Source organism: Candidatus Nanopelagicales bacterium (assembly GCA_041393815.1).
Taxonomy (GTDB): domain Bacteria; phylum Actinomycetota; class Actinomycetes; order S36-B12; family JAWKJK01; genus JAWKJK01.
Genome location: JAWKJK010000001.1, coordinates 651111 through 670443 on the forward strand (window position 1 = coordinate 651111; position 19333 = coordinate 670443).

Consider the following 19333-nt stretch of genomic DNA (forward strand, 5'->3'; position numbering starts at 1 on the left):
GCGCCGACGACCGGGGCCGCGCGGTCCGCGGGCTCGGTCTACACGTTGAAGCGGAACTCCACGACGTCGCCGTCCTGCATGACGTAGTCCTTGCCCTCCATCCGAGCCTTGCCCCGCGCCCTGACCTCCGCCATCGACCCCGCGTCGACCAGGTCGTCGAACGACACGACCTCGGCCTTGATGAAGCCCTTCTGGAAGTCGGTGTGGATGACCCCGGCGGCCTCCGGGGCGGTGGCGCCCTTGCGGATCGTCCAGGCCCGGGCCTCCTTGGGCCCTGCGGTCAGGTAGGTCTGCAGCCCCAGGGTGTCGAACCCGACCCGGGCGAGGGCGTTGAGACCGGACTCGTCCTGGCCGACCGACTGCAGCAGCTCCAGCGCCTCGTCGTCGGGGAGCTCCGCCAGTTCCGCCTCGAGCTTCGCGTCCAGGAACACGGCCTCGGCGGGGGCCACCAGCTCGCGGATCCGGGCCTTGAACGCCTCGTCGCCGAGTTCCTCCTCGTCGACGTTGATGACGTACAGGAACGGCTTGGCCGTCAACAGGAACAGCTCGCGCAGCGGCTCGGGGTCGAGGCCGGACGCGAAGAGCGTGGTCCCCCCGTCGAGCACCTCTCGGGCCTCCTCCGCCGCGGCGAGGGCACCGGCCCGGTCCTTGGCCATCCGCGCCTCCTTCTGCAGCCGCGGGATCGCCTTGTCGAGGGTCTGCAGGTCGGCCAGAATCAGCTCGGTGTTGATGGTCGCCATGTCCTCCTCGGCGGCCACGCGGCCCTCGACGTGGACGACGTCGGGGTCGGTGAACGCGCGCAGGACCTGGCAGATGGCGTCGGACTCCCGGATGTTGGCGAGGAATTTGTTGCCCAGCCCGGCTCCCTCGCTGGCGCCGCGCACCAGGCCCGCGATGTCCACGAACGAGACCGTGGCCGGGATGATGCGCTCGGACCCGAAGATCCCCGCGAGCACTGCCAGCCGGGGGTCGGGAACGCCCACGACGCCGACGTTGGGCTCGATCGTCGCGAACGGGTAGTTGGCCGCCAGCACCTCGTTCTTGGTCAGCGCGTTGAACAGCGTGGACTTGCCGACGTTGGGGAGACCGACGATGCCGATGGTGAGAGCCACGGGGCGCCATCCTAGGTCCGCGAGCGGGGTGCTCAGGCACGGGCGAGAGGCCGCGACGCCGTGACGGCACGCCTGGTCCGCGCGGGGTCCCGGGCGTTGTCAGACCCCCCGGGCATGCTCGGGGTATGGACACCACCGGGCTGCTCCCGCTCCTCCTCGCTGTCGCCCTCGCGCTGCTCGCCGCCGCAGCGGGAGGGGCCGTGGGTATGCGGCTGGGGAGGCGGTCCGCGACCGCCGAGGCCGAGCCGCGGCTGGCCGCGCTGCAGGCGACGCTGGAGGCCGAGCGGCGGGCCGCGGACGAGCGGGCGGCGCACGCGCGCGCCGAGGTGGCGCGCCGCGACGAGGTGGGCGCCCTGGTCGCACCCGTGGCCGGTTCGCTGCAGGCGTTGGAGGACCGGGTCGCCGCTGCGGAGCGGGCCCGGCTGACGGCCCAGGCCGAGCTGGCCGAGCAGGTACGCGGCCTGGCGACCGGGACCGAGGCCGTCCGGCGCGAGGCCGGTCGCCTGGTCACGGCCCTGGGCCGCAGCGAGGTACGCGGGCGGTGGGGCGAGATGCAGCTGCGCCGGCTGGTCGAGGTGTCCGGGCTGCTGGCGCACGTGCACTTCGTCGAGCAGGACACCCGGCGCTCGGACGACGGGGCGGTGCGCCCGGACCTGGTGGTGCACCTGGCCGACGACAAGCAGGTGGTCGTGGACGCGAAGGTGTCCCTGCACGCCTTCCTCGACGCCGAGGCGGCCGAGGACGAGGCCGGCCGCACCGAGGCCCTGGCCCGGCACGCCGCCGAGGTGTCCTCTCACGTGGACCGGCTGGCGTCGAAGGAGTACTGGCGGGCGTACGAGGGCACGCCGGAGTTCGTCGTGCTGTTCCTGCCGGCGGAGTCGCTGCTGGGTGCCGCGCTGGCCCAGGACCCGTCGCTGCTGGACCGGGCGTTCTCGCGGGGCGTGGTGCTGGCCACGCCGACCACGCTGCTCGCGCTGCTGCGCACCGTGGACCACGGCTGGCGGCAGGACGCGGTGGCGCGCAACGCGCGGGAGATCCACGAGCTGGGCCGGGAGCTGCACGCCCGGCTGGCCACCATGGGCGGCCACCTGTCCCGGCTCGGCACCGCGCTGGACGGGGCGGTCGGGCAGTACAACCGCACCGTCGCCTCGCTCGAGGGCCGGGTGCTGGTGTCGGCGCGACGGTTCACCGACCTTCGGGTGGCCAGCGAGCCGCTGCCGGAGATGGCCCAGGTGGAGCGGGTCGCCCGCCGGCCCCAGGCCCCCGAGCTCGGGCCGGAGGGTGCGGACGCGGTGGCGGTGGTCGCGACCGAGGAGGCGACGGGGGATGCGCATCCGGGCGCGACGGAGGACCCGCTCGCGGACCAGCCCGCCGACGCGGAGGCGGACGCAGCCGTGGCGGAGGCGGCGGGCTGGGGGGCCTCGGGCGCGCCCCGATCGGATGCGCGCGCCGGCTGACGTACCGTTTCCCCCCGTGAGCACGCAGCGGCCCGAGGACGAGGGCCCCGTCGGGGCGTCGGGTCGGCCGACCCACGACCCGATGTTCGAGGACCCGTCCGACACCCCGCCCGTGCTGGACCCCACCTGGCGCGAGCCACGACCGGCGACCGGGTCCGTCCGCACCTCGGGGGCAGCCGCGCCCTCCGCCCCGGCTCAGGACCGACCCGCGACCCCGGCACCGGCCCCCGCAGCCGCGCCCGAACCGGACCCGGACCCGGAACCGGAACCCATGCCGGAGCCCGTACCCGCGCCAGAGCCGGAGCCGGAGCCGCACGCGGCGGCGCAGCCCGAGCCGGAGCGGGTCCGGATCCTGGAGCCGGAGTCCGCACCGCCGGAGCCGAAGCCGGACGCGACGGCGCAGCCCGAGCCGGTCGTCGGGGGGCAGCACGAGGCGGACCCGGCCGCCGCGCCTGAGCCACTCGCCGCTACCCCACCGGCAGCCGAGCACGCACCCGCGGATCACGCCCCGCCCGGTGATGCCGAGCCGGCCGCCGCGGCCTACCCGGCCAATGCCGCGGACGCGGGCGCAGGGACGGGTCGGGAGGGTCGGCTGTACCGGTCGGTCGGGGCGGAGGGGGCCGCCGCGGTGGCGGCCACCCCGGCGCTGTCCGCGGACGCGCTTGCCACGCTGCGCTCGGTGGCCCGCCGGACCGGCGACGATCAGCGCCCGGTCATCAGCATCAGCTCCGGCACGGTCGCCGCCGGCGCCGCCGCACCGGCCGCGGGTGCCGCGGTCGGTGCCTGGGACGACCGGGTCGCAGACCCGGCCATGCCCGGCGACGCGGCACCCGGCCCCGCCGCACCGCCGGCGGCCGGGACGTCGGCGGGTGCGGCCGCCGGAGCCGACGCAGGCACTGCGGGATCCCTGGCGACGGAGGGGCACATGCACGCCGGCGGCGGCCTCACGGCCACCGGGGTCTGGGTCGTGGTGGTCGGGGTCACCGTCATGGTGGGGTTCGCCGACGCGCTCATCACCGGAGAACTGCGGTGGATCACCGGGCTGGGACTGCTCGCCTCGACGGTCTACGCCGCCCTGCTGGTGCGGCCGATGGACCTGTGGGTCGCGGTCATCGCGCCGCCGCTGGCGTTCCTGGCCGCGACCCTGACCGCGGGCCAGCTCACGGTCTCCGGCGGCGGCAGCCTGCTCACCCGGGAGGCGCTGCTGGTGTTCGAGTCGCTGTCCTTCAACGCCCCGTGGATCCTCGGCTCCACCGCCCTCGCGCTGGTGATCGTCTGGATCCGCCGGCGCCGCTACAAGAAGTCCGGCATCTACCAGCCGTAGCCGCGGTAGCGCCCAGCCGGCCCCGGCCGATCGGTCCGTACCGGCCGCTCAGTCCTTGCCGGCGGCCTTGAGGTCGCGGCGCAGCTCCGGCGGCAGCGAGAACACCAGCCGCTCCTCCACGGCGTCGACCTCCTCGAGGTCGTCGTAGCCGCGCTCGGCCAGCCACTCCAGCACGCCCCGGACCAGGACCTCCGGGACCGACGCGCCGCTGGTGACGCCCACCGTCCCCGCGTCCGCGATCCAGGCCTCGTCCATCTCATCGGCGGTGTCCACGCGGTACGCCGTCCGGGCGCCCGCCTCCAGCCCGACCTCGACCAACCGGACCGAGTTCGACGAGTTACCGGAGCCCACGACGATGAGGACGTCGCAGCGCGGGGCGATCACCTTGACCGCCGCTTGGCGGTTCTGGGTGGCGTAGCAGATGTCGTCGCTGGGCGGGTCGATCAGCTGCGGCACCCGCGCCTTGAGCCGTGCCACCGTCTCCAGCGTCTCGTCGACCGACAGCGTGGTCTGCGACAGCCAGGCGACCTTCTCGTCCGGGCCGATCTCGATCTCGTCGGCGTGCGAGGGGCCGTCCACCAGGGTGATGTGCTCGGGCGCCTCGCCGGTGGTGCCGATGACCTCCTCGTGGCCCTCGTGCCCGATGAGGAGGATCCGGTAACCGTCGTGCGCGAACCGGCGGGCCTCGGAGTGCACCTTGCTCACCAGCGGGCAGGTGGCGTCGATGGTCTTGAGGTTGCGCGCATCGGCCTCGTCGTGCACGACCGGGGCCACCCCGTGCGCGGAGAAGACGACGACCGAGCCCTCCGGGACCTCGTCGGTCTCCTCAACGAAGACCGCGCCCCGCTTCGTCAGCACGTCGACCACGTACTTGTTGTGCACGATCTCCTTGCGCACGTACACCGGCGCGCCGTACAGCTCCAACGCCTTCTCGACGGTGACCACGGCGCGGTCGACACCCGCGCAGTAGCCGCGGGGCGCGGCGAGCAGGACCTTGCGACCGGTGGGCATGCGGCCATCGTAAGTGCGCCCGGCGAGAGCCGCCCCCGGGCGCAGGCTGCGTACGCTCCCCCGCGTGGGCCTCGACACATCACCCGAGCACCCGGCCGCGGTCCGCACCGTCGCGCAGGGGATCGCCGGCTGGGTCGCCCGGCTGGGGCAGGTCTGGGTCGACGGGCAGGTGGCCCAGCTGTCCCGCCGCCCCGGCGCCCCCACCGTGTGGATCACGCTGCGCGACACCGATGCGGACATGTCGCTGACCGTGGTGACCCGGAGCGCGGTGGTGGACGCGGTCTCGCCGCCGCTGGCCGAGGGCCAGCGTGTCGTGCTGCTCGCGAAGCCGGAGTTCTGGACCGGTCGCGGCCAGCTGCAGCTGCGGGCCAGCGAGATCCGGCCGGTGGGACTCGGGGCGCTGCTCGCCGAGTTGGAGCGGCTCAAGGGGCTGCTGGCCGCGGAGGGCCTGTTCGCGGCCGAGCGCAAGCGGCCGCTGCCGTTCCTGCCCCGCCGGGTGGGCCTGGTGTGCGGTCGCAACAGCGCCGCCATGCGCGACGTGCTGGTCAACGCCCGGGCGCGCTGGCCCGCGGTCGACTTCGAGGTCCGCGAGGTGGCGGTCCAGGGGGTCCAGGCGGTCAGTCAGGTGGTCGCCGCGTTGCAGGAGCTCGACGCGCTGCCCGACGTCGACGTGGTGATCGTCACCCGGGGGGGCGGGGGCGTCGAGGACCTACTGCCGTTCAGCAACGAGGCCCTGGTACGCGCGGTCGCCGCCTGCCGGACCCCGGTCGTCAGCGCCATCGGCCACGAGCAGGACACGCCGCTGGTCGACCTCGTCGCCGACCTGCGCGCCTCCACGCCGACCGATGCCGCCAAGCGAGTAGTGCCCGACCACCGCGAGGAGACCGAGCGGATCGCCAGCGGCCTGGCCCGGGTGCGCCGGGCGTGGGCGCAGCGGGTCGCCGGGGAGGAGCGCTGGCTGGCGGACGTACGGCGGCGTCCGGCGCTGTCCGACCCGGACAGCCTGCTCGCGTCCCGGCGGTCCGACGTCGAGGGGCTCGCCCAGCGGGCGCTGCGCGCGGTGGACGTACGGGTGGACCGGGCTGTGGACGACCTCGAGCACGTCCGGGCCCGGGTCCGCGCCCTGTCTCCTGCCGCGACGCTGGACCGCGGGTATGCCGTCGTGCAGACCGAGGCCGGCGCGGTGGTCCGGGACCCCGCCCAGGTGGAGACCGGGGACGACGTACGGATCCGGGTGTCCGGCGGCGCGTTCGGCGCGCGGCGGACCTAGGGTTCCTGCCGTGACCGCGACCCCCGCCGACGCCCTGCCGGGCGGCCCCGAGCCCGAGGCACTCAGCTACGAGCAGGCCCGCGACGCCCTGGCGGCCGTGGTGCAGCGGCTGGAGTCCGGCGCGGGGACGCTGGAGGAGTCGCTGGCGCTGTGGGAGCGCGGCGAGGCCCTCGCCTCGGTCTGCCAGCGCTGGCTGGACGGCGCGCGGGCCCGGATCGACGCCGCCCGCGCTACCGCCACGGCCGCCGAGCGGCCCCCAGCGGGGACCGCAGACCCCGAGGACGAGGCCCCCTTCTAGTCCCGCAGAGGACGGGGTGAGCAGAACGGGGGCGGAGCGGGGCGGATGGCTCAGGCGGTGACAGCGGGCTCCGCGAGCGAGCCGGCGACCCGCTCCAGCAGGTCCCAGTCCACCGTGCCGGAGACCACGACGGTGACGCCGTCGACCACCGTCACCAGCGAGCGCCGCTGGGCGTCCGGCGACTCGTACCGCTGCCAGGTCGTGCCGTCCACGTCGGACTCCCCGGCGGGTCGGCCGTCGGCGGTCTGCTCCTCGACGTAGCTCGACCGGTCGGTGGCCGACTGGGCGACCTGCAGGTACTGGTCGTCCGGGGTGACGTATCCCAGGTGCCAGGCCGGGTCGGGGTCGGACTCCTCGGTCGGCTCCCACCGGGCACTGGTCACCCGCCACCCGTCGCCGAGGCCGGCGGGCACGAGCACCGGGTACTCCGCCTCCGACTGAGCCCGGATCAGGACCGGGCCGTAGTCCACGGCCTTGACCGCCTCCGGCTGCGGCCGCCAGGTCACCAGCAGCAGCAGGCCGACCACGACGAGGACGACCAGCATCGACCGGACCATGTCGCTCACGGTCCGGCTCGCCCGCGGTCTGCCCTCGCTCACCGGGCCATGGTCCCTGACCGGCGCCCCTCGCGCCCGACGGGGGTCGCCGACCCGTGCCGCGGGCAGCAGGCCCCTAGGCCGGGTAGACCTCCACCTCGGCCGCCTTCACGGTCGCCCACAGCCGGGAGCCCGGGGCCAGCTCCAGGGCCGCCACTGCCCCCGGGGTCACGTCGGCCGCGAGCGGGGTGGGGCCCGCCAGCGACACGCGGACCAGGTCGCCATGGCGCTGCAGGTCCGCGACGTCGACCTGCAGCACGTTGCGCGCGCTGCCCTCGGGGGGCTGCCGGTGCAGGGTGACCGCGCGCGGGGGGAAGCACAGCAGCACGGACCCCTGCGCGGAGTGGTCGCCGATCCACCGGGTGCCGTCCCCCAGCACCACCGACCCGCCGGCGGCGTCGCCGCGCAGCAGGTTCAGGCCCAGCACCCGCGCGGCGTAGTCGGTCCTCGGCCGCCGCACCAGCTCCGCCGGGGTGGTGTCGTCGGACACCCGCCCGTCCTCGACCACGAGCACCCGGCGGGCCAGCACGAACGCGTCCAGCGGGTCGTGCGTCACCACCAGCACCGGCGGTCCCGCAGCCGCGAGATGGTCGCGCAGCACGGTCCGGACGTCGGAGCGCGCGGCCACGTCCAGCGAGGCCAACGGCTCGTCCAGCAGGAGCAGCCGGGGCCGGGTGGCCAGCGCGCGGGCGAGCGCGACCCGCTGTGCCTGCCCCCCGGACAGCGTCCGGGGGCGACGCTCGGCCAGCTCGGCCAGGCCCACCCGCCCCAGCCACTCCAGTGCCTCGGTCCGCGCCACCGCGCGGCCCTCCCCCCGCATCCGCGGCCCGAAGGCCACGTTGTCCGCCACGGTCAGGTGCGGGAACAGCAGGTGGTCCTGGAACACCATCCCGACGGCGCGGCGGTCCGGCGGTGCGAACACGCCGCGGTCCGGCTCGTCCCACGGCTGCCCGTCGACGCGGACGAAGCCCGACGCCAGCGGCACCAGCCCGGCCAGCGCCCGCAGCAGCGTGCTCTTGCCCGCTCCGTTGGGGCCGAGCACGGCCACGACCTCGCCGGGCGCGACCCGCACGTCCGCTTCCAGCCGGAAGTCGCTGCGCTGCAACCGGATGTGGGCCACCAGCCCGGGTTCGGCACCGCCATCCGCGGTCACCGGAACGCACCCGCCGACGCCCAGCGGCCGCGGAGCGCGACCAGGACGGTCACGGACACCACGAGCAGGACGAGGCTGAGAGCGAAAGCCGCGTCGGGGTCGGTGTCCAGCGCGAGGTAGACGGCCAGCGGCATGGTCTGGGTGCGCCCAGGTACGTTGCCCGCGAAGGTGATCGTCGCACCGAACTCGCCCAGCGCACGGGCCCAGCACAGCACCGTGCCCGCCACCAGCGCCGGGGCCACCATCGGCACGGTCACCCGCCGGAACACCCGCCACGGCGACGCACCCAGGGTCGCCGCGGCCTCCTCGTAGCGCGGGTCGGCCGAGCGCAGCGCGCCCTCCACGGTGATCACCAGGAACGGCATCGCCACGAACGCCTCCGCGAGCACCACCGCCCAGGCGGTGAAGGGCAGCGAGAAGCCGGTGAGCTCGTACAGCGGACCGCCGACGACCCCGCGTCGGCCGAAGGCGAGCAGCAGCGCCACTCCCCCGACGACGGGCGGCAGCACCAGCGGCAACAACACCAGCGCGCGCACCAGGCCGCGACCGCGGAACGGCACCCGGGCCAGCACCCACGCCAGCGGCAGCCCCAGGACGAGCGACAGCGCGGTCGCTGCCGTGGCGGTGAGGACCGACAGCCGCAGGGCCTCCACCACGGCGGGCTCGGTGAGCAGGTCCGGCAGGGAGGACCACGGTGCCCGCAGCAGCAGGCCCACGAGCGGGACGAGGAGGAACGCGACCGCCAGCACCGCCGGGACGGACAGCAGCCAGGGCGGTCGCGCCCGCGTCTCCCGCCGTACCCGCGTCCCGCTGACGTCGGTGCTGGTGCCGGTGCCGAGGGACGCGCTCACGGCGACCCGAATCCCGCGGCGGCCAGCGCCGCGCGCCCCTGCTCGGACAGCACCAGGTCCACGAAGTCGGCGGCCGCGTCCGGGTCGGCCGCCTCCGCCAGCGCCGCGATCGGGTAGGAGGTGGTGACGTTGACGTCGTCCGGTACGTCCACCACGCGGACGCGGTCCCCCGCGGCGCGGGCGTCGGTCACGTAGACCACGCCCGCGTCCACCTCGCCCAGCGTGACCTTCGTGAGCACCGCCTTGACGTCGGCCTCGTACGTCGCCGCCTCGACCGGGACGCCGGCACGCTGCAGCATCTCGGCGGTCGCCGCCCCGCAGGGGACCTGCTCCTGGCAGACCGCGACGGAGACCCCGGGCGCCGCGAGGTCCTGGAGCGAGCCGACCCGGGTCGAGTCCGCGGGGGTGACGATCGCGAGCCGGTTGGTGGCGAAGACGGCAGGCGTTCCGGCCGCTGCGCCCGCGTCCACCACTGTCGCCATCGTCGCGTCGCTCGCTGCCGCGAACACGTCGGCCGGGGCGCCGGCGACCACCTGCTGCGCCAGCCCGGAGCTCGGACCGAACGACAGCCGCAGGTCGACGCCGGGGTGCTCGGACCGGTAGGTCTCCGCCAGCGCCTCGAAGGCCTCGGTGAGGGACGCCGCGGCGAGCACGGTCACGGTGCCCGACCCGCTGCCGCCGGAGCCCTCCGAACCCCCGGCGCCACCCCCGCACCCGGCCAACCCCAGGCTCACGGCCAGCGCGATCGCCCCCAGCGCAGCGACCCGGCGGTGCCCCCGCAGCGCCCGCTGCCGCTCAGTCGGCATCCGGCACCTCCAGGCCCAGGTTGGTGGCCTTGACCGTGCACACGACCAACGACCCCGGCTCCAGCCGGAGGTCGTCCACCGCTTCGGCACTGACCAGCGCCACCATCCGGAACGGGCCGGCCTGGACGTCCACCTGCGCCATCACGGTGTCGCGCACGACGCGCGTCACCAGGCCGGTGAACCGGTTGCGCGCCGAGGAGCGGCCGCCCGGCGTCGGCGTGTCCGCCGCCGCCTGCGCGACCCGGGCCAGCTCCACCCCGTCCACCACCAGCCGACCCGCCTCGTCGCGCTCCGCCGGCAGGCTGCCGCGGTCCACCCACCGGCGGACGGTGTCGTCGCTGACACCCAGCAGGCCGGCCGCCTGACTGATCCGGAAGTACGGCATGGATCGGCACCCTAGACCCGTATCTGCATCTACGCGCACCGTCTGGAGTTCCGTATCCGCGGGCACCACGGATTCGACCCCGGGACCCGGCGACGCCCCTGCCCCGGCCGATACGCTGAGCCCGTCCGGGGCGCCAACGTCCCCGGTGGCGTACGACCGCCGCAGCAGTCGCAGCGAGGAGGGGTCACCCCATGAACCCCGGCCGTGTCGGCCAGCCCGAGGCACCCGACCGCAACCTGGCCCTGGAACTGGTCCGCGTCACCGAGGCCGCCGCGATGGCGGCCGCCCGCTGGGTGGGCCGCGGGGACAAGAACGACGCCGACGGGGCCGCGGTCAACGCGATGCGCTCGCTGATCGGCAGCGTGTCCATGGACGGCGTCGTGGTCATCGGCGAGGGCGAGAAGGACAACGCCCCGATGCTGTTCAACGGCGAGCAGGTCGGCGACGGCACCGGTCCGGAGTGCGACGTCGCGGTCGACCCAATCGACGGCACGACGCTGACCGCGAAGGGCATGGCCAACGCGATCTCGGTGCTCGCGGTGGCGGAGCGCGGGGCGATGTACGACCCCTCGGCGGTCTTCTACATGGAGAAGCTGGTCACCGGGCCGGAGGCGGCCGACGTCGTCGACATCACCGCGCCGATCCGCAGCAACCTGCGCTGGATCGCGAAGGCGAAGGGCGAGAGCATCGGCGACCTCACGGTCTGCATCCTGGACCGGCCCCGGCACGAGCGGATCGTCCACGAGGTCCGCGAGGCGGGCGCCCGGATCAAGTTCATCACCGACGGCGACGTCGCGGGGGCGGTCATGGCCGTCCGCGACGGCACCGGCGTCGACCTGCTGCTCGGCATCGGCGGCACGCCGGAGGGCATCATCGCGGCCTGCGCGATCAAGTGCCTCGGCGGCGTGATCCAGGGGCGGCTGTGGCCGCGCGACGACGACGAGCGGGCCAAGGCGATCGACGCGGGCCTCGACCTCGAGGAGGTCCTGCTCACCGACGACCTGGTCACCGGCGACAACGTGTTCTTCTGCGCCACCGGGATCACCGACGGCGAGATCATGAAGGGCGTGCGCTACCGCCCGCACCGCGCGCTGACCCACTCGATCGTCATGCGCAGCAAGAGCGGCACGATCCGCGAGGTGCTCAGCGAGCACCAGCTCGACAAGCTCGGCCGCTACTCCTCGGTCGACTTCGACGGCGCCGGCTGATCCGGTGCCGGCCGGTCCGATGCTGGTGGTCCTGGGGGAGGTCGTCGTCGACCTCCTGGAGCAGTCCGACGGCGACCTGCGCCCGGTGCCCGGCGGCAGCCCCGCCAACGTGGCGCTGGCCCTCGCGCGCCTCGGTGACCACGTCGAACTGATGGCCCGGTTCGGCGGCGACGCTCTCGGCGACCGCTGCGAGCGGCACGTCCGGGACAACGGGGTCGGGCTCGCGTACGCGGTCCGCGCCGACCAGCCGTCCACGCTGGCCCTGGTGACGCTGGACGAGCTCGGGCACGCCCGCTACGGGTTCTGGACCGAGGGCACCAGCGACTGGCAGTGGACCGCGGCGGAGCTCGCCGCGACCCCCACCGACGCAGCGGCCCTGCACACCGGCTCACTGGCGTCCTGGCTGCCGCCGAGCGCGGCACCCGTGCTGGACCTGCTGCACCGAACCCGGGCGGCCGATGCCACCACGGTGTCGTACGACCCCAACGTGCGAGCGGCGCTGATGGGGACGCCCGACCAGGGGCGGGCGGCGGTCGAGGGGGCCGTCGCGGCCGCCCACGTGGTGAAGGCCAGCGACGAGGACGTGGCCTGGCTCTACCCGGGGACCGGGCTGACCGAGGTGGCCGCCCGCTGGCTCGGACTCGGGGCCGACCTGGTCGTCGTGACCCGCGGGGCGGACGGCCCGCTCGGGATCACGGCCGACGCCGTCGTGGACCGCGCCGCTCCCGGCGTGCGCGTGAGCGACACCGTGGGCGCGGGCGACACGTTCACCGCCGGCCTGCTGCATGGACTCGCCGCCCGGGACGCGCTGGGGGCAGGCCCGTCCGCGCGGCTGCGCGCGCTGTCCGCCGACGCCCTGGGGGACGTGCTGCACACGGCCGCGGCCGCCGCCGCGCTCACCTGCACCCGCCCCGGCTGCGACCCGCCCACGGCGGCCGAGCTCGACGCCTTCCTCGCCGCCGAGCCCACCCCGTGACGCCCGCGCACCCGCCCGAGCGAGCGGCTCCGCCGTACGCCGACACCGTGGCCGCCGGCCGATCGAGGCTGGCGGAGGCCCTCGCCGGCGACCCGGACCTCGGCGACGTCCTGGACCGCTACGACCGCTGGGCCGACGACCTCGCCGTGGCTCTGGCCGCGGTCTACCCGGTGGCGGAGGTGCTGCCCCGGGTGGTCGACCTGGTCGCCGCCGCGCACCTCGGCCGGTCGGCCCGGTTGCGCGGGCGGGACCGGCAGCGCCTGCTCAACCCGGACTGGTTCCAGCGCAGCGACGCCCTCGGCTACGCCGCCTACGCGGACCGCTTCGCCGGCACCCTGCGCGGCGTGGGCGAGCACATCCCGTACCTGTCCGAGCTGGGGGTCACCTACCTGCACCTGATGCCACTGCTGCAACCACGTCCCGCGCCCAACGACGGTGGCTACGCCGTGGCCGACTACCGCGCGGTGCGCTCCGACCTGGGCACCATGGCCGACCTCGAGCGGCTGGCCGAGGACCTGCACGAGGCGGGCATCTCGCTCACCCTGGACCTGGTCCTCAACCACGTCGCGCGCGAGCACGCCTGGGCCGAGGCGGCCCGCGCGGGCGACCCGCACTACCGCGACTACTTCTACGTGTTCCCCGACCGCACGGTCCCGGACCGCTACGAGCGGACGCTGCCGGAGGTGTTCCCCGCGTTCGCCCCGGGCAATTTCACCTGGGACGACGACCTGTCCGGCTGGGTCTGGACGACGTTCAACTCCTGGCAGTGGGACGTCAACTGGGCCAACCCGGACGTGTTCTGCGAGTACGCCGACATCGTGCTGTACCTCGCCAACCGGGGCGTGGACTGCCTGCGGCTGGACGCGATCGCGTTCACCTGGAAGCGGATGGGCACCGACTGCCAGAACCAGCCGGAGGTACACGACCTCACCCAGGCGCTGCGCGCGATCGCCCACATGGCCGCGCCGTCCCTGGTGTTCAAGGCCGAGGCCATCGTCGGTCCGGACCAGCTGGTGGCCTACCTGGGCACCGGGGCGCACGCCGGCCGGGTGTCGGACCTGGCCTACCACAACAGCCTGATGGTGCAGATCTGGTCGTCGCTGGCGACCCGGGACGCGCGACTGATGGCGCAGGCGCTCAAGCGGTTCCCGGTGATCCCGGTGACCGCGTCGTGGGCGACCTACCTGCGCTGCCACGACGACATCGGCTGGGCCATCGACGACGCCGACGCAGCCGCAGTCGGCTGGAACGGCTACGACCACCGCGCGTTCCTCTCGCGCTTCTACACCGGCGAGTTCCCCGGCACGTTCGCCCGCGGCGCCGAGTTCCAGCCCAACGAGCTCACCGGGGACCGGCGGGTCAGCGGCTCCGCCGCGAGCCTGGCGGGGGTCGAGATCGCCTGGGAGCACGGCGATCCGGCGGCGCTCGATCTCGCGATCGGACGCCTGCTGTGCGGCTACGCGATGGTCCTCGGCTTCGGCGGGCTGCCGCTGCTCTACATGGGCGACGAGTTGGGCCTGCTCAACGACCTGTCCTACCTGGACGAGCCACCGCATCGCGACGACAACCGGTGGATGCACCGGCCGCCGATGCCGTGGCACCTGGTCCAGGAGCGTCATGACCACCACACGGTGATGGGGCGGGTGTTCTCGGGGGTGCGCCACCTGGTCGCGGTGCGCCGGGCGACCGAGGCGCTGCACGCGTCGGTCGGGACCACCGTGCTCGCAGCCGCCGATCCCGCCGTCGCGGTGTTCGTGCGGCGGCACGCGGCCGCGACCGTGGTGGAGCTGTTCAACCTGTCCGAGCAGGACCGCGCCGTTCACCTGGACGAGGTGGCCGCGTACGGGGTGGGCAGGCCGTTCGACCTGCTGCACGACCGGGTCCCGGAGGTGCACGACGGCTGGATCCACCTGCCGCCGTACGCCGTCCGCTGGCTGGTGGACGAGTCGCGCAGCAGCTAGGCCGAGGGACCGGGCGGCAGCGCGGGGGTCTTCGGGCGCTTGATGTCGATCCCGCCGAAGATGGCGACGCCGACGACCCGAACGACGGGACCGCCGGCCGGTGGCACCACCGTGTCCGAGGGGGCGGAACGTCCGCCGAAGACCGCGAACCCCTCCAGCCGGACCTCGACCCCGTGCGGGACGACGATCTCGACACCCCCGAAGATCGCGGTCGCGGTGATGGTGACTTCGTTCCGCTCGAGCACCGCGGAGGACAGGTCGAGCTCGACCCCGCCGAACATCGCGAACGCGGTCAGCTCACCGGGCACGACCCACCGGCCCTTGCGCTCCTCGCCGCCGAAGACGGCGATCGCGGGCCCGGCGGCCGGCGCGGCGGTGCCCGCGGGCGCGACCTCGATGCCCCAGGCGCCACCCGGCTGCACGGTGCCGTGCGGGGCCGACGCGTGCGGGGGGACCGGCGGGCCCGCCTGCCGGGGGACCGCCGGCAGCGTTCCGTGCCCCACCGGCAGATCCGTGACCAGCCCGGCGAGGTCGTCGTACGTGCGCGCTCGGTAGGCGGCGTCCATCCGCTCCTCGTACTCCTCGCGCTGCAGCCGGCCCTCGGCGTACGCCTCCCGCAGCACCGCGACGTAGCGCTCGCGGTCGGTGTCGGAGGCGCGCAGGCCCCCGGGTCCGGCGGGCGACGCCGGGACCGGCCGGTCCGGCTCGGACGAGGCGGGCGGGGGCGGCGGCGACTCGGTCACGGCCCCGACGCTAGCGTGGCGGCGCCTGCCGGCCCGGACGAAGGGACACCATGACGACCGCCTACGGGATCGTGACCGGCGTCCTCGTCATGGCGGTGCTGGCCGCCGCGATCCCCAAGCTGCGGCTGACGGTGGGGGCGCGCCAGCAGTTCCGCCGGCTCGGCGGCGGGGACCCGGTCATCCGGCTGGCGGGGGCGACGGAGACGGCGGCCGCCGTCGGGCTGGTGGCGGGGTTCTGGCTGCCGTGGCTCGGGGTCGCCGCCGCCGCGGGTCTGGCCGTCCAGCTGCTGCTCGCGGTGGGCTGGCACCTGCGTGCGAAGGACGAGGCCCCGCGGGTGATCCTGCCCCTGGTCCTGCTGGCGCTCACCGCGGTCGCGCTGGTGCTGCGCCTGGAGACGATGCCCTGACGAGCGCGCGGCCGGAACGGGGCGCGGTCAGGAGCCGAGTTCGGTCAACGGCTCGGGCCCGGGGCGCGCGTACAGGTAGCCCTGACCGAGGCCCCACCCCGACACGAGGAGGGTCTCCTCCTCGTCGGCCGTCTCGATCCCCTCGGCCACCGCGGCCAGGCCGAGACCGGCGACCAGGCCAGCCATCCCGGTCACCAGCGCGCTGCTCGCCTGGTCGCGCCGGTCGAGCGCCCGCACGAAGCTGGCGTCGAGCTTCAGGCCCGTGACGGGGAGGTCGCGGAGCACGGCGACCGAGGAGTAGCCGGTCCCGAAGTCGTCGAGGTAGAGCCCGACACCGCTGTCGCGCAGGCGGGCCAGGTCCGCCCGGGTGGAGTCCAGGACCGTCAGCGCGGCCGTCTCGGTGATCTCGACGATGAGCCGGTCGGGCGGCACGCCGTACTCGTCGAGGGTGGCGGCGAAGCGGTGTGCCCACTCGGGTCGAGCCAGCTGGACCGCGGAGACGTTCACGCTCATGCGACCGGGCAGGTCGGGTCGGTCACGCAGCAGTGCGCAGACCTTCTGGAGGACCAGCTCGCCCAGAGGGACGATGAGCCCGGTCTCCTCCGCGACCTGCAGGAAGGTCCCGGGCAGCTGCAGCCCGCGGACGGGGTCACGCCACCGGACCAGTGCCTCGTGCCCGACGACCGTGCGATCGCGCAGGCTGATGACGGGCTGGTAGTGGACCTCGAACCCGTCCTCGACGAGCGCGCGACGCAGGCCGTCCTCGACCGTGAGCCGCGCCATCGCGCGCTCGTGCATCCGCAGGTCGGAGAACACCCAGCGCGCCCGGCCCTCGGACTTCGCGCGGTAGAGCGCCGCGTCGGCGTCGCGCAGCAGCGTCGCGGACGTCGACCTCGCCGTGGACACGGTCATGCCCAGCGACGCGGTGGGGACTACCCGGTGGCCCTGCAGCGACACCTCCTGGTTGATCGCGATCATGATGCGGTCGGCCAGCAGCTCCAGCGCGCGCGGCTCCGCGACACCGGGCACCACGGCCACGAACTCGTCCCCGCCCGAGCGCCCGACGTGGACGTCGACACCGGCAGCGCCGGCGACGCGGTCCGCCACGATCGCCAGCAGCTCGTCCCCGGCCTCGTGCCCGAGCGACTCGTTGACCACCTTGAAGTTGTCCAGGTCGAGGAACAGCACTCCCACCCCGGTGCCGCTGCGCTTCGCCGCGCGCAGCTCGGTCTCCAGGATGTCGGCGATCCAGGACCGGTTGCGCAGACCCGTGAGCGGGTCGTTGAAGGCCCGGTAGACCAGCTCCTCGCGGGCCCGGTGCTCCGCGGTCATGTCCTCGAACTGGGTCATGAAGTGCTGGACCTCGCCGTCCGGTCCGCGCAACGCGATGGCGGCGCAGCGGGTCCAGACGGTCTGGCCGTCGACCCGGACCAGGCGCAGGTCGCTCAGCATGATCCGGTCGGCTCCGCCGCGCAGCGCCTCGACCTGCTGGTCGACACGGTCGCGGTCCTCCGGGCTGATCTGGAGGTCGTAGCGGGAGCCGACCAGGGAGTCGACGTCGCGACCGAGCATGTGGCACAACGCCGGGTTGGCCGACTCGACGGTGCCTTCCGGGGAGACCAGGGCGATCCCGACCGTCGCGGACTCGACGGTGCTGCGGAACCTCCGCTCGGACTCCTCGAGCGCCCGCTGGCGTTCCAGCTGCTCGCTCATGTCCCGGCCGAACATCACGTAGCCGTCGCCGAACTTCCACACGTCCACCTCGAAGGAGCCGCGGACACCGTTCTCGTCGAACGTCGGGATGAAGACGTGCTGCTTCTCCCCGGACTCCACGGCCCTCTTGTAGACGTCGAACCACCCGTCGGGGACGTGCGAGGGGAACATCTCGACCAGGCCGCGACCCAGGATCTCCTCGGCCGCCCGGCCCATCATCCGCAGGCCCGCGGCGTTGAGGTAGACGTAGTCGAAGTCCACGATCTCGCCGGACGCGTCCCGGCGGGACCGGGTGATGATCATGATCGTGTCGATCTGGTCCAGGGACTCGCGGAACAGTTGCTGCGGATCGCCGCCGGCGAACTCGCTGCCGGCGTCAGGCTGCCCCGTCGCAGGTGACGAGGTGTCCATCGCTCCCCCCGGAGAGGTCACGAGTATCGTGGCCGGTCCCAGAGAAGCACCAGGGCGTGGAGGTGTCCACCCGACGGCACGTCGGGCGGACGCCGGCGATCGGCGCTCAGGCCGGCATCGCACGCACGAAGCGAGCGGCCGCCTCGACCTCAGGGGCGAGGTAGCGGTCCTGACCCGGACCCGGCACGGTCTCCCGCAGGGCGTCCACGACGGCGCGGCTCCGGGGCGACGGCGTCAGCGGCTGGCGCAGCTCGATCGCGCGCGCCGCCGTCATCAGCTCGATGCCGAGCACCGCGGTGAGGTTGTCGACGATGCTGCGCAGCTTGCGGGCGGCGTGCCATCCCATCGACACGTGGTCCTCCTGCATCGCCGAGCTCGGGATCGAGTCGACGCTGGCGGGTGCGGCCAGCCGTTTGCAGTCCGACACCAGGCCGGCCTGGGTGTAGTGGGCGATCATCAGGCCCGAGTCCACCCCGGGGTCCTCGGCGAGGAACGGCGGCAGGCCGTGCGAACGCTTGACGTCGAGCATCCGGTCGGTGCGCCGCTCGGCCATCGAGGCCACGTCGGCCGCGGGGATGGCCAGGAAGTCCAGCACGTACGCGACCGGCGCCCCGTGGAAGTTGCCGTTGGATGACACCGAACCGTCGTCGAGCACGACCGGGTTGTCGATCGCGGCGGCCAGCTCCCGGTCGGCGACGAGGGTCGCGTGCGTCACGGTGTCGCGCAGGCCACCGGTGACCTGCGGGGCACAGCGCAGCGAGTAGGCATCCTGGACCCGGTCGTCGCTCTCCAGGTGGCTGGCGACGATCGGGGACCCGGCCAGGTGGTGCAGCATCCGGGCCGAGCTGAGGATCTGCCCCGGGTGCGGCCGCAGCGGCTCGTGCAGCTCGGCCCGGAAGACGCTGTCCGTGCCGAGCAGCCCCTCCACGCTCATCGCCGCGCCGATGTCGGCGACGTCGCACAGGTGCGACAGGTCCTCGATCGCGAGGATCAGCATCCCCAACATGCCGTCGGTGCCGTTGATGAGCGCGAGGCCCTCCTTCTCGTGCAGCTCGACCGGCGCGATCCCGTGCTGGGCGAGCATCGGGGCCGCCGGGACCGCGGTCCCGTCCGGACCGAGCACCTCCCCCTCGCCCATGAGCACCAGGGCGCAGGAGGCGAGCGGCGCCAGGTCGCCGCTGCAGCCCAGCGAACCGAACTCCCGCACGACGGGGGTGATCCCGGCGTTGAGCAGGGCGGCCATCGTCTCGGCGACGACCGGGCGAGCGCCGGTCCTGCCGGAGGCCAGGGTCTTCAGCCGGAGCAGCATCATCGCCCGGACCACCTCGGGCTCGACCGGGTCGCCCCAGCCGGCCGCGTGCGAGCGGACCAGCGACCGCTGCAGCTGGACCCGGTCCGCCACGGGGATGTGCCTCTGGGCCAGCGCACCGAAGCCGGTGGAGATCCCGTAGACCGGCTCCGCGGCCACGGCCAGCCGCTCGACATGGGCGCGGGCGACGGCCATCGCGACCAGCGCCTCGTCGGACAGCGCGACCCGGGCGTCCTCGCGGGCGACGGCGACGACATCGGCACGCGTCATTCCGAACGTCCCGACGGTCACGGTCTGCGTCATCAGGGGACTCCTTCGTGAAGGTCGGCCGGGCGGAACCGG

At 74.5% G+C, this 19333-nt stretch carries 18 protein-coding genes; 8 read left to right on the top strand and 10 right to left on the bottom strand.

The features are described 5' to 3' along the window. Positions 1-38: 38 nt before the first annotated feature. Positions 39-1112: a redox-regulated ATPase YchF gene (ychF, locus tag R2737_02960; GenBank protein MEZ5115207.1), complete on the bottom strand. Its 1074-nt coding sequence runs from the start codon at positions 1110-1112 to the stop codon at positions 39-41. Positions 1113-1237: 125 nt separating this feature from the next. On the opposite strand from ychF, the gene R2737_02965 reads away from it, so the two are divergent. Beyond that, positions 1238-2569, top strand: coding sequence for a DNA recombination protein RmuC (locus R2737_02965; protein ID MEZ5115208.1), 1332 nt, complete (start codon positions 1238-1240; stop codon positions 2567-2569). A 16-nt stretch (positions 2570-2585) separates the two neighbouring features. Then, positions 2586-3893, top strand: a complete 1308-nt coding sequence (locus R2737_02970; protein MEZ5115209.1) for a DUF6542 domain-containing protein — start codon at positions 2586-2588, stop codon at positions 3891-3893. Positions 3894-3941: 48 nt separating this feature from the next. Here the strand turns inward: R2737_02970 and R2737_02975 are convergent, their stop codons facing one another. Continuing rightward, entirely contained in the window at positions 3942-4904 is a 963-nt protein-coding gene (locus R2737_02975) for a 4-hydroxy-3-methylbut-2-enyl diphosphate reductase (protein ID MEZ5115210.1), read from the bottom strand. Between the two features lie 64 nt (positions 4905-4968). Here R2737_02975 and xseA point away from each other — a divergent pair, with 64 nt between their 5' ends. Together xseA and R2737_02985 are read left to right on the top strand one after the other, a co-directional pair. Further along, positions 4969-6174, top strand: coding sequence for an exodeoxyribonuclease VII large subunit (gene xseA, locus R2737_02980; GenBank protein ID MEZ5115211.1), 1206 nt, complete (start codon positions 4969-4971; stop codon positions 6172-6174). Between the two features lie 10 nt (positions 6175-6184). After that, entirely contained in the window at positions 6185-6472 is a 288-nt protein-coding gene (locus tag R2737_02985) for an exodeoxyribonuclease VII small subunit (protein MEZ5115212.1), read from the top strand. 50 nt (positions 6473-6522) lie between these two features. Here R2737_02985 and R2737_02990 read toward each other — a convergent pair whose 3' ends face one another. The 5 genes from R2737_02990 to R2737_03010 all read right to left on the bottom strand — a co-directional run bounded on the left by R2737_02990 (position 6523) and on the right by R2737_03010 (position 10263). Further along, positions 6523-7071, bottom strand: a complete 549-nt coding sequence (locus tag R2737_02990) for a DUF4245 domain-containing protein (GenBank protein ID MEZ5115213.1) — start codon at positions 7069-7071, stop codon at positions 6523-6525. Positions 7072-7144: 73 nt separating this feature from the next. Then, positions 7145-8221: an ABC transporter ATP-binding protein gene (locus R2737_02995; protein MEZ5115214.1), complete on the bottom strand. Its 1077-nt coding sequence runs from the start codon at positions 8219-8221 to the stop codon at positions 7145-7147. Beyond that, a complete protein-coding gene (locus R2737_03000) occupies positions 8218-9072 on the bottom strand; it encodes an ABC transporter permease (protein MEZ5115215.1) in 855 nt (284 codons plus the stop codon). The genes R2737_02995 and R2737_03000 overlap by 4 nt, the downstream gene beginning before the upstream one ends. After that, positions 9069-9878, bottom strand: coding sequence for a molybdate ABC transporter substrate-binding protein (gene modA, locus R2737_03005; GenBank protein ID MEZ5115216.1), 810 nt, complete (start codon positions 9876-9878; stop codon positions 9069-9071). Before modA ends, R2737_03000 begins: the two co-directional genes overlap by 4 nt. Further along, positions 9868-10263, bottom strand: a complete 396-nt coding sequence (locus R2737_03010; protein MEZ5115217.1) for a helix-turn-helix transcriptional regulator — start codon at positions 10261-10263, stop codon at positions 9868-9870. The genes modA and R2737_03010 overlap by 11 nt, the downstream gene beginning before the upstream one ends. A gap of 191 nt (positions 10264-10454) precedes the next feature. Here R2737_03010 and glpX point away from each other — a divergent pair, with 191 nt between their 5' ends. Genes glpX through R2737_03025 form a run of 3 tightly spaced genes read left to right on the top strand, consistent with a single transcriptional unit; the run spans position 10455 to position 14408 of the window. After that, entirely contained in the window at positions 10455-11471 is a 1017-nt protein-coding gene (glpX, locus tag R2737_03015; GenBank protein MEZ5115218.1) for a class II fructose-bisphosphatase, read from the top strand. A 4-nt stretch (positions 11472-11475) separates the two neighbouring features. After that, positions 11476-12447, top strand: coding sequence for a carbohydrate kinase (locus R2737_03020; protein MEZ5115219.1), 972 nt, complete (start codon positions 11476-11478; stop codon positions 12445-12447). Then, a complete protein-coding gene (locus tag R2737_03025; protein MEZ5115220.1) occupies positions 12444-14408 on the top strand; it encodes an alpha-amylase family glycosyl hydrolase in 1965 nt (654 codons plus the stop codon). Before R2737_03020 ends, R2737_03025 begins: the two co-directional genes overlap by 4 nt. On the opposite strand, the gene R2737_03030 is transcribed toward R2737_03025, so the two are convergent. After that, positions 14405-15151 (bottom strand): DUF1707 domain-containing protein, encoded by a 747-nt coding sequence (locus R2737_03030; protein ID MEZ5115221.1) that lies wholly within the window; start codon positions 15149-15151, stop codon positions 14405-14407. The two genes, R2737_03025 and R2737_03030, sit on opposite strands and share 4 nt — an antisense overlap. 50 nt (positions 15152-15201) lie before the next feature. Between R2737_03030 and R2737_03035 the strand changes: the two genes are divergently transcribed. Next, entirely contained in the window at positions 15202-15558 is a 357-nt protein-coding gene (locus R2737_03035; protein MEZ5115222.1) for a DoxX family protein, read from the top strand. Positions 15559-15585: 27 nt separating this feature from the next. Here the strand turns inward: R2737_03035 and R2737_03040 are convergent, their stop codons facing one another. Both R2737_03040 and hutH read right to left on the bottom strand, forming a co-directional pair. Then, the gene (locus R2737_03040) at positions 15586-17682 is read right to left on the bottom strand and encodes an EAL domain-containing protein (GenBank protein ID MEZ5115223.1); all 2097 of its coding nucleotides are present in this window, start codon (positions 17680-17682) and stop codon (positions 15586-15588) included. Positions 17683-17788: 106 nt separating this feature from the next. Continuing rightward, positions 17789-19294: a histidine ammonia-lyase gene (gene hutH / locus R2737_03045; protein ID MEZ5115224.1), complete on the bottom strand. Its 1506-nt coding sequence runs from the start codon at positions 19292-19294 to the stop codon at positions 17789-17791. Positions 19295-19333: the final 39 nt, after the last annotated feature.

Coding starts and splice junctions, on each gene's coding strand:
- R2737_03010 (MEZ5115217.1), bottom strand. CDS start 10,263: ATGCCGTACTTCCGGATCAGTCAGGCGGCCGGCCTGCTGGGTGTCAGC.
- R2737_03035 (MEZ5115222.1), top strand. CDS start 15,202: ATGACGACCGCCTACGGGATCGTGACCGGCGTCCTCGTCATGGCGGTG.
- modA (MEZ5115216.1), bottom strand. CDS start 9,878: ATGCCGACTGAGCGGCAGCGGGCGCTGCGGGGGCACCGCCGGGTCGCT.
- R2737_02975 (MEZ5115210.1), bottom strand. CDS start 4,904: ATGCCCACCGGTCGCAAGGTCCTGCTCGCCGCGCCCCGCGGCTACTGC.
- R2737_02965 (MEZ5115208.1), top strand. CDS start 1,238: ATGGACACCACCGGGCTGCTCCCGCTCCTCCTCGCTGTCGCCCTCGCG.
- glpX (MEZ5115218.1), top strand. CDS start 10,455: ATGAACCCCGGCCGTGTCGGCCAGCCCGAGGCACCCGACCGCAACCTG.
- hutH (MEZ5115224.1), bottom strand. CDS start 19,294: ATGACGCAGACCGTGACCGTCGGGACGTTCGGAATGACGCGTGCCGAT.
- R2737_03040 (MEZ5115223.1), bottom strand. CDS start 17,682: ATGGACACCTCGTCACCTGCGACGGGGCAGCCTGACGCCGGCAGCGAG.